Source organism: Haliscomenobacter sp., assembly GCF_033763495.1.
Lineage (GTDB): Bacteria > Bacteroidota > Bacteroidia > Chitinophagales > Saprospiraceae > Haliscomenobacter.
This window is the reverse complement of the sequence record NZ_JANRKL010000191.1, coordinates 1-15243: the sequence shown is the minus strand read 5'-3', so window position 1 is coordinate 15243 and position 15243 is coordinate 1. Positions and strand designations below refer to the sequence as shown.

At 46.8% G+C, this 15243-nt stretch carries 12 protein-coding genes; 1 reads left to right on the top strand and 11 read right to left on the bottom strand.

Annotated elements, in window-relative coordinates:
- Window positions 1-419: 419 nt before the first annotated feature.
- The 5 genes from kbl to tilS all read right to left on the bottom strand — a co-directional run bounded on the left by kbl (window position 420) and on the right by tilS (window position 5937).
- Window positions 420-1607 carry a glycine C-acetyltransferase gene (gene kbl / locus SFV55_RS21725; RefSeq protein WP_320031659.1) on the bottom strand — a complete coding sequence of 396 codons (1188 nt, stop codon included), beginning with the start codon at window positions 1605-1607 and terminating at the stop codon, window positions 420-422.
- A 128-nt stretch (window positions 1608-1735) separates the two neighbouring features.
- The gene (locus SFV55_RS21720) at window positions 1736-2695 is read right to left on the bottom strand and encodes an NAD-dependent epimerase/dehydratase family protein (RefSeq protein ID WP_320031658.1); all 960 of its coding nucleotides are present in this window, start codon (window positions 2693-2695) and stop codon (window positions 1736-1738) included.
- 151 nt (window positions 2696-2846) lie between these two features.
- Complete coding sequence (locus SFV55_RS21715) at window positions 2847-3278, bottom strand: type I restriction enzyme HsdR N-terminal domain-containing protein (protein ID WP_320031657.1); 432 nt, start codon at window positions 3276-3278, stop codon at window positions 2847-2849.
- A gap of 196 nt (window positions 3279-3474) precedes the next feature.
- On the bottom strand, window positions 3475-4542 hold the full coding sequence (locus SFV55_RS21710; RefSeq protein WP_320031656.1) for a T9SS type A sorting domain-containing protein: 1068 nt from the start codon (window positions 4540-4542) through the stop codon (window positions 3475-3477).
- A gap of 36 nt (window positions 4543-4578) precedes the next feature.
- On the bottom strand, window positions 4579-5937 hold the full coding sequence (gene tilS / locus SFV55_RS21705) for a tRNA lysidine(34) synthetase TilS (protein WP_320031655.1): 1359 nt from the start codon (window positions 5935-5937) through the stop codon (window positions 4579-4581).
- A 141-nt stretch (window positions 5938-6078) separates the two neighbouring features.
- On the opposite strand from tilS, the gene SFV55_RS21700 reads away from it, so the two are divergent.
- Complete coding sequence (locus SFV55_RS21700; RefSeq protein ID WP_320031654.1) at window positions 6079-7404, top strand: DASH family cryptochrome; 1326 nt, start codon at window positions 6079-6081, stop codon at window positions 7402-7404.
- 12 nt (window positions 7405-7416) lie between these two features.
- Here the strand turns inward: SFV55_RS21700 and SFV55_RS21695 are convergent, their stop codons facing one another.
- The 6 genes from SFV55_RS21695 to SFV55_RS21670 form a co-directional block, all read right to left on the bottom strand.
- On the bottom strand, window positions 7417-8397 hold the full coding sequence (locus SFV55_RS21695; protein WP_320031653.1) for an MlaD family protein: 981 nt from the start codon (window positions 8395-8397) through the stop codon (window positions 7417-7419).
- 3 nt (window positions 8398-8400) lie between these two features.
- Window positions 8401-9180, bottom strand: coding sequence for an ABC transporter ATP-binding protein (locus tag SFV55_RS21690; RefSeq protein ID WP_320031652.1), 780 nt, complete (start codon window positions 9178-9180; stop codon window positions 8401-8403).
- Between the two features lie 3 nt (window positions 9181-9183).
- Window positions 9184-9978, bottom strand: coding sequence for an ABC transporter permease (locus tag SFV55_RS21685; protein WP_320031651.1), 795 nt, complete (start codon window positions 9976-9978; stop codon window positions 9184-9186).
- A gap of 149 nt (window positions 9979-10127) precedes the next feature.
- Window positions 10128-11669, bottom strand: coding sequence for a M20/M25/M40 family metallo-hydrolase (locus tag SFV55_RS21680; RefSeq protein WP_320031650.1), 1542 nt, complete (start codon window positions 11667-11669; stop codon window positions 10128-10130).
- 3 nt (window positions 11670-11672) lie between these two features.
- Window positions 11673-13046: a T9SS type A sorting domain-containing protein gene (locus SFV55_RS21675; protein ID WP_320031649.1), complete on the bottom strand. Its 1374-nt coding sequence runs from the start codon at window positions 13044-13046 to the stop codon at window positions 11673-11675.
- A gap of 117 nt (window positions 13047-13163) precedes the next feature.
- Window positions 13164-15243 (bottom strand): serine hydrolase (locus SFV55_RS21670; RefSeq protein ID WP_320031648.1); only part of this gene is annotated, 2080 nt, incomplete at its 5' end.

Below are 15243 nucleotides of genomic sequence, written 5' to 3'. Positions count from 1 at the left end.
GGCTGTGGCATCGACTGTGTTAAGCTTGTTTTCTGAAATATTGTTGCTGCTTGTACTGTGTGCACAACTGAAAAACCAAAGAAGAAAAAGGATGAGAATAAACTTTGAGTCAATTAATTGAGGGCGTAAATAATTGTCAATCATTTGCTCGCTTTTGAGCTCTTTCACAAAAATCATAAGACTATAATATAGTGTGATCAATACTTATTTTCTAAAACAACATGTGGCTGCTTTCTTCGATTTAAAACTCTGTAGAACTCATCTTAAGTATACATTCGGCACATTTCTAAGCACATCTTTGGGATAAAAGAAAAGGACAAAAGGAAATACAAGCCTTTTAAATCCTGCTCTTCCCTTTTGCCCTTTTGATTAATTGGCTCGACTATAAATATGGTTGAGTGGAATTTGAAATCAATTTTTTATTTCAAAACGCCCAATTCTCCACCCACACTTGTAAACGCAGCCACAGCCTTTTCCAAATGCTCCAACTCATGTGCAGCTGACAACTGCACCCGAATCCGCGCCTTGCCGTGTGGCACCACCGGATAAAAGAAGCCGATTACATAAATGCCCTCTTCCAGGAGCCGGGCGGCAAATTGCTGAGCCAGTTTGGCGTCGTACAGCATGATCGGCACGATGGGGTGCTCACCGGGAAGGATGTCAAAACCAGCAGCAGTCATGGCAGTGCGGAAATATTTGGTGTTGGCCTCCAGTTTGTCGCGCAGGGCGGTGGAGGAACTCAACAAATCGAGCACTTTGATCGACGCTCCGGCAATAGAAGGCGCCAGCGTATTGGAAAACAAATATGGCCGTGAACGTTGGCGCAGCAACTCGACAATTTCTTTACGCGCAGCGGTAAAGCCACCTGATGCACCACCTAAAGCCTTGCCAAGGGTGCCCGTGATGATGTCCACCCGCCCCATTACGTTGCGGTATTCGTGGGTGCCGCGGCCGGTTTTGCCCAAAAAGCCGGTGGCATGGCATTCGTCGATCATGACCATAGCGTTGTATTGTTCAGCCAGGTCGCAGATTTTATCCAATTGCCCAATTGTGCCATCCATCGAAAAACAACCATCGGTGGAAATCAGGATGCGGCGGGCACCTGCACTTTTTTGGAGTTTGTCCTCCAGGTCGTTCATGTCGTTGTGGCGGTAACGGTGCCGTTCGGCCTTGCAGAGCCGGATGCCGTCGATGATGGAGGCATGGTTGAGCTCGTCGGAAATGATGGCGTCTTCAGCACCGAGCAGGGGTTCAAACAAACCACCATTGGCGTCGAAGGCAGCTGCGTAAAGGATACTGTCTTCCATGCCTAAAAACTCGGCGATTTTTTGTTCCAATTCCTTGTGGATATCCTGGGTTCCACAAATGAAACGCACCGAAGACATGCCAAAGCCATGGGTATCAATGGCCTCCTTGGCAGCCTTGATCACTTCAGGGTGGGCTGATAAACCGAGGTAGTTGTTGGCACAAAAGTTGAGCACTTCTTTGCCCGAATTCAGGGCGATTTCAGCTCCCTGGGGGCTGGTGATGATGCGCTCGGCTTTGTAAAGGCCCGCGTCGCGCAGGTCCTGTAGTTCTTGTTCAAGGCTGGTTTGAGCAGTGTACATGTATGAATGGTTGAGGAGTTGAGGAGGTTGAGAAGGTTGAGAAAGGTTGAGAAGGTTTAGGCTACCGCAGAGACTTAGACAAAGGCATTGTCAAAATTGCTGCGGTAGCCTAAACCTTCTCAACCTTCCTAAACCTTCTCAACCCCCACCAAATATTGTTCTTGCAAATGGCTCAACATATCCGCAGTCATGCGAGCCAAATCGAATTGAGGTTGCCAGTTCCAATCTTGGCGTGCGCGCTGATCGTCGATGCTTTGTGGCCAGGATTCGGCGATGGCCTGACGGAAATCAGGGGCATAGTTGATTTTAAAATCAGGCAAGTGTTTTTGGATTTCTGCGTAAATCTCGGCTGGGGTAAATGATACTCCTGCCAGATTGTAACTGGTATGCACGCTGAGTTTGTCTTTGGGAGCATCCATCAATTGCAATACGCCTTGGATGGCATCGTCCATGTATAACATCGGAAGGCGGGTATCTTCCTTTAAAAAACAGGTGAATTCTTCCCCCTGAATGGCTTTGTGATAAATGTCAACTGCATAATCGGTGGTACCGCCACCGGGCAGTGATTGGTAGCCGATGATGCCAGGAAAACGCACTGAACGAACATCCAAGCCGTATTTCAGGAAATAATATTTGCACCAGTTCTCTCCTGCAGCTTTGCTAATGCCATACACAGTTGTTGGTTGGGTAATGGTATCCTGAGGTGTATTTACCTTGGGTGTATTTGGGCCAAATGCAGCGATGGAACTTGGGAAAAATACCTTGATGTTGTGTTCCCTGGCTGCATCCAGCACGTTGAAAAGACTGTCCATGTTGATGTCCCAGGCGATTTTGGGATTTTGCTCCCCGCGGGCAGAAAGGATGGCGGCCAGGTGATAAATTTCCTTAACGTGATACCGTTTTAGCAATTCGTTTAAACGATTGGCGTTAAGGGCATCTAATAATTCAAAAGGCCCTTCGCCCAATTGGGTATTGCGAATATCAGTAGCAATTACCGCATTGGCGCCATAAGCATCGCGCAGTGTTTTGGTCAGTACCGAGCCGATCTGCCCTCCGGCCCCGGTAATCAGGATGGTTTTTTTGGTCATTTTTGGTTAGGCTACAGGTAAAAGTTGAAAAGTTGAAAAGTTAAAGAGTGGTGTTGTTGTCTAAGTCGCTGCGGAAGCCTAAACTCTTCAACTTTTTAACTCCTCAACTTTTCAATGCATAGGACCCAGCAAAGGTATGTTGCCGGAAGCTTTATGGCAAGTCCTGGAGGAGGGTATATTCTTGATTTTCGACATCAATTTTGCAAATGTAACTTGCTCCCCCATTGCTCATCATCAGGTAAGGGACCCGCAACTGCATGTTGTACACAGCAATTTGGTGAAAAACATTGGCGTCGAGCTGGATTTCGGGGGCTTTGCATTCGATGAGCAAGAAGGGCTGCATGTCCTGATCGAACACGAGGATATCACAACGTTTAGCCAGGCCATTGACTTTGATGCCCCTTTCGATGGCGATGCGGTTGCGGTTGTAACCTTTATTTTGGAGGAGGTATTGAATGATGAGTTGGCGGACAAATTCTTCGGGCTGAAGCACCAGCCACTTTTTACGGATGGGGTCAAAAATGTAGCGCTTTTGATCCTGGAGTTTGATTTGGAGGGTGTCAGCGTAGGTCAGAAAATCCATCACAGTGTCTTTTAACACAAAAGAATATTTAGGAGATGGACGTTTTTCAGAGCGACATTTTTTAGCACAAAGGACACCAAGGAGGGCACAAAGAACACAAAGTTAGACGTTGACGAATCTTTGTGTTCTTTGTGCCCTCCTTGGTGTCCTTTGTGCTATTAAGTCGCTTGTGCAACAAAAGGCAGTGAGAGCGAAATTATTGCACCACCGCTTGCCGCGTTGCAAACTGTCCATCCACTTGCAAACGTACAAAATAAAGCCCTTTGCTGCTCACTTGCTGGCGATTCAATTGAAACTGGTGCTTACCAGCTGGCAAACTGCCACTGAAAATGGTGGCGACCACCTGGCCCTTGACGTCATAGGCCTGAACCAATACGTTTTTGCCCGCTTTAGGTAGGTTGAACTCCAGATTGGCTTTTTCCTGAACGATATTGGGGTAAATGGTATAGGCAGCCTTTAAGGCTTGATTTTCTTTTACACTTGTTGTCACGCTGCTCACCTGATCAGTCCAGTTGGCATTAACCATGCTGTAAGTGTTCTCGCCCGTTTTTTGCCATAGGATGCTGGCTATGATGATATTGGCAGGATTGATTTTGCTCGAAAGGGTGGTTTTGGTCGAAATCGTTTTAAAGAATCCGTTCATCATGGTGCCAGAACCGATTTCAAAACCAAATTCACTGCTGCCAAAATGGGTGCGCAGTACGTTGAGGTGATCTGCCATGGAACCCCGATTAGACTGCTGTTCGATGACCGATTTTTCGATTAAATAAATTCCAGTGGAATAAGTACCACTAGCTGTTTTAAAAAACTCCGTTTTTGCAGTCACTTCCAAATCACGGGTAGTCGGGTTGAATTTGACCGACAAACCCGTTTGGGCAACTGGAGTAGCCGCTGCAAAATTATCCACGGCTTTTTGCATGTCAGCTCCGGTTGTGCCGTCTCCTTCCCCAATCAGTTTGGTATTGAAAAAGAAATAAGGTTGATAAAAAACAGGTTCGTAGGCATTCAACACCTTCTCGGCGGTTGCGCTATACAAGCGACTGCTGGAACTGCGATGCGCTACCATGACCAAAGACTTTGAGCTAAGGTCAGAAACCATGGTTTTATAAGTATCCCAGGCCAAACTTCCGCAAAACGGGCACCAGGTGGCCGCGAGTTTGGTCACTACTCCTTTTTGGGTTTTGGGCACAGTGATATTGGTCGTCTGACTGTTTACGATAGTGGCACTCGCCAAAAAAATGAGTGAATAGATGATCTGTCTCATAATCGGTGGGTTGATTTTTTCTTTCCCAAAATTAGTTTATTCTTTGGATAAATCAAGCTGGGGTATAAGTTGAAACTCCGCAAAATGGGTACTGTCCTCCCGAATTTTGAAGCGCTCATCCACCCGAAAACCGAGTACCCAAATGATTCTCCCATCGCCATTTACCAACAACCAAATGCGGTCTTTAGCAAAACGGTCGATCTTTTCATCGGTGAAATAATCCTGAATTTTCTTAGGTTTTCCGGCCATTCCGAGGGGGTAAAATACATCACCTGCACGCCAGTGCCGCAGCTCCAGCGGGAAGCTCAACTCGGTAGCGTCTACCCAGGCAATGTCAGCTTGATTAGGGATTGATATTGGGCCTTTTGTATATGTGGAAAATGTTATTTTTTGTCCGTACAACGACAGGCTGGATTCACCCCTTGGCCACAATTGTGGGAGGCTTGGAGGGGTGTTTTGTACCTCAATGATCAACTTGCCCTGATGGATGAGCGCTTTATGACTTTTGCTCAGAAACAATTTGCCTTGCTTTTGCTCCAAAACTGCTGCATGGATACCGCTGATTTGTTCCGCCACAAAACCAAATCCCTGTAGCCAATGAAACAACAAAGTCAATAATGCCGGATGGTTTTGAATGGAGCTGAGCTGGAGGGTATGGCGGAGGGGCTCAGTTCGCCAGATTTGTGCCTTGAGTTGTTGGGCTTCCTGTTCAAACCAGGCATTGATTTGTTGCCAATACACCAGGTTTCTGCTCACGGTTTGTTCAAATGAAGGGTTCAGTTTCTGGAGTTTGGGGACCACTTCATGCCGAATCCAGTTGCGGGCATACCCTGATTCTGCATTGCTGGCATCCTCGCGGTGAACCAATTCCTCCTGGTTATAATAGGCATCGATTTCCTGGCGGGTGGCAAAAGATAAAGGCCGGATCACCCGCCCATTCACTGCAGGAATCCCCAACATTCCTTTGATGCCACTACCTTTAGTGAAGTTGTAGAGGATGGTTTCCACGGAATCGTTGAGGTGGTGGGCCGTAACGATGTAATCGAAGCCGCCCTCTTGGCGGATTTTTTCCAACCATTTGTAACGCATTTTGCGGGCGGCCATTTGGGTAGACAATTGGTGCTCAGTTGCGTAATTTTTGGTGTCCACCGCAGTAGTAAAGCAGGGGACTTCACAGCGTTTGGCAAAAGCTTGGACAAATCGTTCATCCCCATCGGATGCTTCCCCACGCAATTGAAAATTCATGTGGGCGATGCCAAAGGGAATACCCGCACAGTAAAACAAATCACCCAAAACAATGGAGTCCTTCCCACCACTTATAGCGAGCAAAAAACGGTAATTGGCGGGGTTGTCCTGGAGTAGCTGTGAAAAATAGTCCTGAAATGCTTTTAACATGGTTCATCAATTGTGCGCAATTGTACAAAGGTCGTCACTGAAATTGATTTTAAAAAAAATTCCTTTGCATTCCTAAACCAGCCCCAAACGCTTTTGTTATGTTTGTCGAGCCCAACACCAGTACAAAAAGGATGATTGACCATGAGAAGAAGAGCCATTGTGTGGTTTCGGCAGGATTTGCGCTTGCACGACAACGAAGCACTCCAGGATGCACTCCGCAATGTGTATGAAGTGATTCCCGTATTCGTTTTTGACGAACGGGTTTTTAAAGGTCAAACCAATTTTGGCTTTCCCAAAACGGATAAATACCGTACCAAGTTTATCCTGGAGAGTGTGGCGGATTTGCGCCAATCTCTACGCCGACTCAATTGTGAACTGATCGTACGAGTGGGCAAACCCGAGGAGGTGCTTTTTGAATTAGCCAAAGAATGCAAAACAAGTTGGGTCTTCTGCAATCGGGAACGCACCGCAGAAGAACTAAAGGTACAAGATACCCTGGAGCAAAAACTATGGAGCGTTGGCCAGGAGATGCGCTACAACCGAGGCAAAATGTTGTATTACACGGCAGATTTGCCCTTCCCAGTGCAACATACACCCGATGTGTTTACCCAATTCCGCAAAGAAGTTGAACGCATTGTACCCGTACGGGAACCTTTGATCCGGCCGGACAAAACCTTCAGCCCCTGGACTGTGGAGGTGGCGGCTGGAGAAATCCCCAGCCTGGCCGATTTTGGACATGAGGAGTTTGAACTGGATTCCCGCGCAGTTTTATCCTTCAAAGGAGGTGAAACCGAGGGTTTAAAACGATTGAACTACTACCTCTGGGAAAGCAACCTGATCAAGGATTACAAAGAAACCCGCAATGGACTGTTGGGCGGGGATTATTCTTCCAAGTTCAGCCCCTGGCTGGCTCAAGGCTGCCTTTCTCCCAAGATGATTTACCACGAGCTGAAACGTTACGAAGCGGATCGGGGGGCCAATGAATCGACTTATTGGTTGTTCTTTGAATTGTTGTGGCGGGATTTTTTCCGCTTCATGGGTAAAAAACACGGCAGTAAAATTTTCCAACTTGGCGGAACCCGCGGAGTCGCCGATCCCAAATGGAAAAATGACTTTGATGCTTTACAAACCTGGATCGACGGGAAAACGGGCATCCCCTTTGTTGATGCGAATATGCTGGAGCTCAAACACACCGGCTTCATGTCCAACCGTGGCCGCCAAAACGTAGCCAGCTACCTGGTCAAAGACTTAGGGGTAAACTGGCAAATGGGCGCGGAATATTTCGAATCCATACTGATCGATTACGATGTGTGCAGCAATTGGGGCAACTGGAATTATGTGGCTGGTGTTGGCTCTGATCCGCGGGAAGACCGCTATTTTAATACCGAAACGCAGGCCAAACGGTATGACCCGAATGGGGAGTATGTGCGGCACTGGTTGCCGGAATTGGAGTATTTGGCGGTGTGAAGCTGCACTAATTTATTTCAACATCAATGAGTCCTGCTTCGCTTTTTTAGCCTTCTTTTTAAAAAAGCCGCGCAGCAAAAAATTGTGCTGCAAGGCTTCCATACTTTCTTCTAGTTTTTGAGAACTGCCTTCCATGTTCTTGATGATGCCTTTCATTTGGGTGCCCGATTGCTCATTTTGGATCAAAACTCCCATGGGCGTATTGGGATTGGCACTCACAGCTTTGAGGTTAGCCACCATGGCTGCGGCATTTTCGGTAGCTTGTTTAAGTTGAACAACCGAGGCTTTCACCGATTTGAACACCGTTGTATCCGTGGTCAATTCTGAAGCAAGAGTACCTTTTTTGTTGAGGCCTGAACTAAAATCCACCAGTGAATTGACCAATACTTCAGCCCTCACTGAAGTGTTTTGTAGGGAAGCTGTGGTGGAGTTGAGTTGATCGTACAAGGTGTTTTCTGCCAACAATTTTCCAATCGTGCCTTCACCTGCCGCAATTTTTTTGCTGATGTTTTTAAAATCAGAGGTGATGGCCAACACATTTTTATTGTTTTCCTGAAACATGTTGAGAATCTCCTCCGAAGAAAAAGTTTTTTCAACCAATAAGGTGTCGCCTTCCTCTACTGCTCCCGCGCGGGTGTGGCCTCCAAAAATCACCAATATTTTATTGCCAATTAGCCCATCAGCACTGATTCTGATTTTGGAATCTTTTTTAATGTATTGCCGATGTTTCGTGTCGATTTTAATGCCCACGGCTACCTGGGATTTTCCATAAAAAGCCAGGCTACTGACGGTCCCGATTTTTACCCCGGAAAACCAGATGTTGTTGCCTTCCTCCAAGCCATTTACATCGTCAAAAAGGGTGACAAGTTCTATTTTTCGTTTAAAGGTATCGTTGATGTCGCCGACCATAAAGATCGCGACGACAAGTAGCAAAAGCCCTGCTAAAACAAAGACTCCCACCATTACTGCGTGTTTATTTTGTGGATCTTGCATGGTCTATTGGATGAAATTGTAACTGAAAAAATCTTTTACCTGTTGGTTGTCGGATTTAAAAATTTCTTCAAATTTCCCACTTGGTAAAAACTTTCCTTCAACCAGCATAACGATGCGATTGCAGGTGTTTTTGGCACAAGTGAGGTCGTGAGTAATGATGATGGAGCTAGTATTGTATTTTTCCTGCACTTCGTTGATCAATTCATTGATTTCGGCGGAGGTAATGGGGTCCAGGCCAGCCGTGGGTTCATCGTACAACATGATTTCCGGTTTCAAAATTAAGGCCCGGGCGATACCGACCCTTTTCCGTTGTCCCCCGGACAATTCAGCGGGCATATGCTCCGCTTTGTCTTTCAGCCCCACCGCCTCAAGGGCTTCTTCCACTGCATCGGCTACCTCCTTTTTGGGGAGATGTTTCACATTCATGGTCAGGGGAAAGGCCAAATTTTGGAATACACTCATGCTGTCGTAGAGCGCACTGCCTTGAAAAGAAAAGCCGATGCGCAAGCGCAGTTCATCCAGCTCTTTTCCTTCCAATGCTTCAACTTCTTTTTCCAGCACCTTCAAGCTGCCGCTATCTGGCTTCAGCAAGCCCACAATAATTTTGATCAGCACCGACTTCCCGGAGCCAGATTTGCCAAGCACGGCCACATTTTCACCTTTGTTCAGGGTCAAATCAATGCCTTTTAAAACCTCCAGTTGACCAAATGATTTGTGGAGCCCCTGGATGGAGATCACTGGTTCTCCTTGGTTTTTGTCCGCTTTATAGTTGGTTTTTTCCATGGTTTAAAAATAACGCAGCCAGTTGGATACCTGAACAATGATCACCTCCTCCAAAAAGACCAGAAACATGGCCAATACCACCGCTTCATTGGCTGCTTTGCCTACGCCGTGGGTTCCTTTGGTGGCATTGTATCCTTTGTAACATCCAATGATGCCGATCGTAAAGCCATAAACAGTTGCTTTGGCGGTAGCTGCGGATAAATCGATGAACGTGATGCTCGAAAAGGCATCTTTAAAAAAAGTGGTGAAGCTGGTTGTTTCTCCGGCGTGCACGTTGATGTAGGAGCCAATTAGCCCAATAAAAACACAATACATGGCCAGCAAGGGAACCATTATGGTCGATGCAACAACGCGAGTCACTACCAGGTATTTAAAGGGGTTAATGGCCGATACCTCCATGGCCTCGATTTGTTCGGTGACTTTCATTGAGCTCAATTCGGCCCCAATGCTCGATCCCACTTTTCCGGCACAAATGAGGGCTGTCAGGACAGGCCCCAAGGCCCGGATGATGGCAATGCCCACCAAGTTGGGCAACCAGGACGCCGCGCCAAAATCTTCCAGAGAAGGGCGCGATTGTTTGGTGAAAACGATACCGATGATGAAACCCGTAACGGAAATGAGCGCAAGTGATTTGACCCCAATTTCGTAAGACTGGGTGATGATCGCGCGTAAGTGGAAAGGGGGGACAAATACTTCTTTAAAAAAGCGAATTACAAATTTATAGGCCGAATAAACGCCTATAAAATATTGGTCAAGCTGCTCAGAAAGGATGATTTTTGGGGTGCCACCTTTGATCATTTGAAGTTTGGTAAACTTGTCGTAACCCTCAGTTCACGGTATTGTAAACGAGTTTTCACAATGCTACAAAGGTGGGGGATTTATGGGAGGAATGTTTTACACAATTGCAAAGGATTGTTGCAGAATTCACAGGTTTAGTGGGAGCAAAATCACCACTTCATCAGCATCACCGCCGCCACTGTCTCAATGCCCTCCCACAAACAGCCAATTCGCAAGTTTTCATTCTCGCCGTGCTGGTTGTTGTCGTAATTCACCACCGGGATCGTGATCGGCGGCACACTCAAGACTTCCTCGAATAAATAAAGCGGCAAACTTCCACCCGCCGAAGGCATCAACACAATTTCCTGAGCACTTGTCGCCCGCACCGCTTTAATCACAGCCTGTGAAATGGGCAAATCCATCGAAGTGCGTTGAGCATTGTAGCCTTCGCCGTTGCGGATTACGGCAATGTTGGCGTGTTGCAGGCGTTCCTCTTCCGTTGGCTCACGATCCAGGACATAATAGCCCTGCTTTTTGACGTGGTCAATTACTTTTTGTACCTGTCGTTTGGTGTCATTGCCTTTTACCAGCCTCAAGTCCAGCGTAACTGTTGCCAAAGTTGGAATGATGTTGCTGGCCAGTCGGCCCACGTTGGCACTTTCAATGCCGTTGATATTCAGTGTGGGTAGGGTAGTGATGGATTCCAGGTAGCTGCGCTGCGGGTTTTCTGAGGCCGCAAAAGCTAGTTCCTTTTGCATGATGGGTGCAGGATCGGGAATCGCAACTAAGGCCTGGCGTTCACTTTTGCTCAAAGGAACCACATCGTCGTAAAAACCTTTAATCAACACTTTACCTTTGTTGTCTTTCATGGAAGCCAGGAGGTGCACCAGTTTGAGGGCGGGATTCGGGGCCCAGTTGCCATAATTGCCACTGTGCAAAGGGCGTTTGGCACCGAAAACCGTCAAATTCATGTTGACATCTCCACGTACCCCAAAGGTGATTTGTTTGCGCCCTGAGGCATGCATGGGGCCATCCACGATGATCCAGGCATCGGCTTTCAGCAAGTCTTTGTTGGTGGCTAAAATGGCTCCCAAATTGGTAGAGCCGCGTTCCTCTTCGCCTTCAAAAAAGAACTTAAGGTTGATGCCAGGATTTAACCCACTGCGGCGAATGGCGTCATAGGCATTAAGGATGGTGAAAACGCCCGCTTTATCGTCGGCGGTAGCCCGGCCATATAGCCGCCAATCGTCGTCGAGTGGGCCGTTGGCGGTAGGCAAATCGATGAATTTTCCACCTTTATCCAAAGCGGCAGTGGCCAGTTGGGGTTTGAAGGGCGACAAACCTTCCGCCCATTTGGCCGGGTTGACAGGTTGGCCGTCGTAATGGGCATAAAATACCAGGGTGCGGGTAGCACCAGGGCTGAGGATTTCCCCATACACCGCCGGGATGGCGCCAGGTACATTGGCTTCAATGGTACGGGCATTGCTGATGCCCCGTTTTTTCATCATCTCCACGATGAAGACGGCGTTTTGGCGCAGTTGTTCGGGGTCGTTCCAAGTATTGGGCAGGGCACAAAACTGGGTGTACTCTTTGAGGAGTTCTTGATGACGGCCCTGGTGACTACTCCTAATGGCTTGAATAAATTGGTCTTGTCCAGATATGGAATGAATGTGCAAAACTGACAAAAATAAAACGAACCCCAACTTTTGCATACCCTAGTATTTGATGATTTTTTGGGCAGAACTTTGCCCATTTTCATCAGTAAAGATCAAAAAATAAATTCCTTTTGGGAAATTCGAGACACCTACTTTTTGCAAATCATCATCTACTTGGCCTTGGGACATCTTTTTTCCGTCAGCTGCAATGATTTGATAACTCAGTTTACGATCAACCAGCTCCTGAGTTTGGATAAAAAATGCATCATTTACTGGATTGGGAAAAGTTTGAATGTTAAACTCTTTCAGCGGGGTGTCAAGACTGGTGGAGATGACTTCTTTGTTCATTTTAACTAGTTTAAACCCGTTTTGCGTTTCTCCCCACAATAAAAAAATCAGATCTTCTTTTTTGGTAATCAGCATTTTTTGAAAACCAATAAAACCAGGTTGCTCATAATAATCACGCCAGAGGAATTTTCCATTTGCATCAAATTTAGTCAAGGAGAGAAAAGCCTTGGCTGGTGAAAAATCCGGGATGTACAAATTTCCACCCACAAAAACCTGCCCACTGCTATCTATACCCAGACCTGTAGCGGAAAAATTTCGGTCCTCTCTGGAGGTTTCCCACAAGGTTTGTCCATTCAAGGCAGAAATTTTTTTCAAAAGGAAAGTGTTGAAATTGTTTCTAATTCCTTCAATAGTATAAATGAAGGGAGTTTTAGGATTTGAAGCGAGGTGATAAACGCCACCAGTAAGATTGCGCCAAAGTGATTTCCCGTCTTTATCAAAACACTCCAGATAAGTTTGTCCTGAATTCAATCCATCCCGGTATAAAATGGCCACCTTTCCTTCGGGTAAGGCTACCAGTTGTGGCTGTATGCCAATTTCTCTAACTTTGATGCGCCGACTCCAGATTTTTTTCCCGGAGTAATCTCTTTTTTGCAGAATAAAATCGTTAAGCGAGAACTGACCTGCAAAAACGAACCCATCGGCGAAGGTTTGTACGGCATTGACATAATGAATGGTGTCGATACACAGCGGAAAACCCCACTCAATGTCAATACCCGTAGTGTGTTTGGAAAGGTAGGCACAAGGAGGATAATACGTCTCGTTGAAGCTCAAAAGTTCCCCTTTGGGACTTTCAAAAAGGTGTTCAATCCAACTACGGTCATTACAAGATGGTCCACTGGGACATCTCTCCAATTTTAAGGAATCACCAGTGCTTCCGTTGATTTTCAGCATAAACAGATTTCTACTTCCACTGGATTGGGTGCCGAAGGTATAGCCACCGATCAAAAAATCACCATTTCGGGTTTCGATGAATGCTCTGCTGGTGGTAGAGCCTTGGAATTCATAACTTTTTGACCAGATGATTTGCCCCTGAATAACACTTGTAAACAGACAAATCAAAAGAGAGAGGTAAAAACTACGCATAAGGAAGGATTTAGATTCAAAAAGATAAGGGGTTGTTGCCCAACAACAACCCCTTATCTGAACCCAAAATTATAATGTTATAGTATGCTGATTGTGGAAATTATTTTTGGTGAGGCCCTATTTTATACTCTTATAGATCGCGTCCCCAATCCCCGTCCGAATGTTCAAACTACTCACTTTCCCATTGTCCCGCGTTGGATACACCCGATTGCACAAGAACACATACACCGTTTGGGTTTTCGGATCAATCCAGGTAAATGGGCCTGTAAAACCCGAGTGCCCATAACTTTCTGGTGAAGCCAAACGTGGCCCATTGCTGACGCTGGGGTTCAAATCCAGTTTGTCAAAAGCTATGCCCCGGCGGTTGCCCAACTCTGGGAACTGGTAGCGGGTGCAGGAATCTACCACTTCTGGTTTGATGAATTGTTTGCCGCCATAATATCCCTTTTGCAAGTACAATTGCATCAGTTTCATCAGGTCATTTGCACTGCCGAATAAACCCGCATGGCCCGACACACCATTCAACTGAGCGGCAGCCTCATCGTGTACGCGCCCATGTACGAGGGTGTTGCGGAAAAGGGAATCAACCTCAGTAGGTGCAATGCGGCTTTTGTCGTAAAAACGCAGTGGATTGTAAGTCAGGGTGTTGGCGCCAATTTCGTGATAGGTCTGTTTCAGGAAGCTTTCCCACTCCATACCTGCAATCCGCCCCATCATGGTGGGGTAAAGCATGTAATGCAAATCGCTGTACACATAGCCCTGTTCGGGTTTGATGGGCGATTTTTTGATGGCCTCAAAAATGCTTTGAGGGTAGTCCTTGTGGAGCCAGAGGTTCTCAGTGAGTTGGATTGGATATGCTTCTGAAGCTGTTTCTGCATAAAGGCCAGGTTTCCAAGTTTTGGAAGCTGCGTTGAGGCATTCTTTCCACATGGCCTTATCCGTCCGAATGGCACTAAGTATTTTGCGATCCAGTTTCTTTTTTCCACCAAACAAGCGTTGGAAAAAATTCAGGCGCAGTTGTGCAGCATATTTATCGCGGTAAGCCTGGCTATTTTTGACCGTTTGAACTGAATCAATATCTGAGGTCCAAAAAGGAATAAAAGCACGAAGGCCCGCCCGGTGGGTCAACATATTGCGGAAGGTCAGATTGGCTTTGTTGGAGTTGGCAAACTCTGGGTAATAATCCGCAAAGGTTTTGTCGAGGTCAAATTTGCCCGCGCTCATCAGTTCCATAACGGCCAGCGCAGAGGTACTGATTTTGGTGACCGAGGCCAAGTCGTATAGGTCGGTGAGTTGTACTGCTCCATTGTTGGCCCCTTTGCCATTGGGGAGGATGGCGCCTGTATTGTTATTGAGCAACACCTTTTCGTCCATTACGTCGTTTTTGTTGTTGGCCTGAAAGCTAATGTCCTGAGTACTGGTACTCCGGGCTTTGGTGGCGGCTTCGTAAGTATGGAAGCCGTAATTTTTTTGGTAAATGACCCGGCCTTCTTTGGCAATTTGGACCACAGCACCGGGATAAGCTTTTTCGCGGAGCCCCAAATTGATGATCGAGTCGACCCGCCCGATCAGCTCTTTGCTGCTGATTCCGACCATTTCCGGAATGCCGTAAGACAACCGACCAATGGCTTGAGTGGAAATCCCCATGGCCAAGGGGAATTTTTCATTGACCGTCACTGGCAATTTGCCCTTGAACGGAATAGCCCCAAACACAGCTTGTGCCGCCGCTTCTTCGAAGTAATTGGTGAACTGATAAGCCATGACCACCGCCTTAGCGTTGTCCAAAGCCGGGATTTTATCCAGGGTATAAGGGTTGCCAAAAAGTACAACGATGCCCTTGCCACTCCCACATAAAACATTCAAAGCTTTGAGGTTGCTTTCGGTGAGGCCATATTTTGCTCCTGGACGGATGTTTTGCAGGTGCACCCCAATGAGTAGGACATCATGGTTCTGGGTTGCTTTTTGGACGTTTAAAATGCTGGTATCGTTCGCATTGATGGGGATCAAAAAATGGTCAACACTGGTGTAGTTGCTGGCCATTTTTTGGAAGGCCGTTGCTTGGCTGGCGTCAATGGAGACCACCGCAATTTTTTGGGTCAAATCGCGGATGGGCAAGGCCTCGTTTTGGTTTTTGATCAGGGTTAGGGCTGCTTCGGCCATTTGGCGATTCAAGAGATCCGATTCGATGGTATTCAGG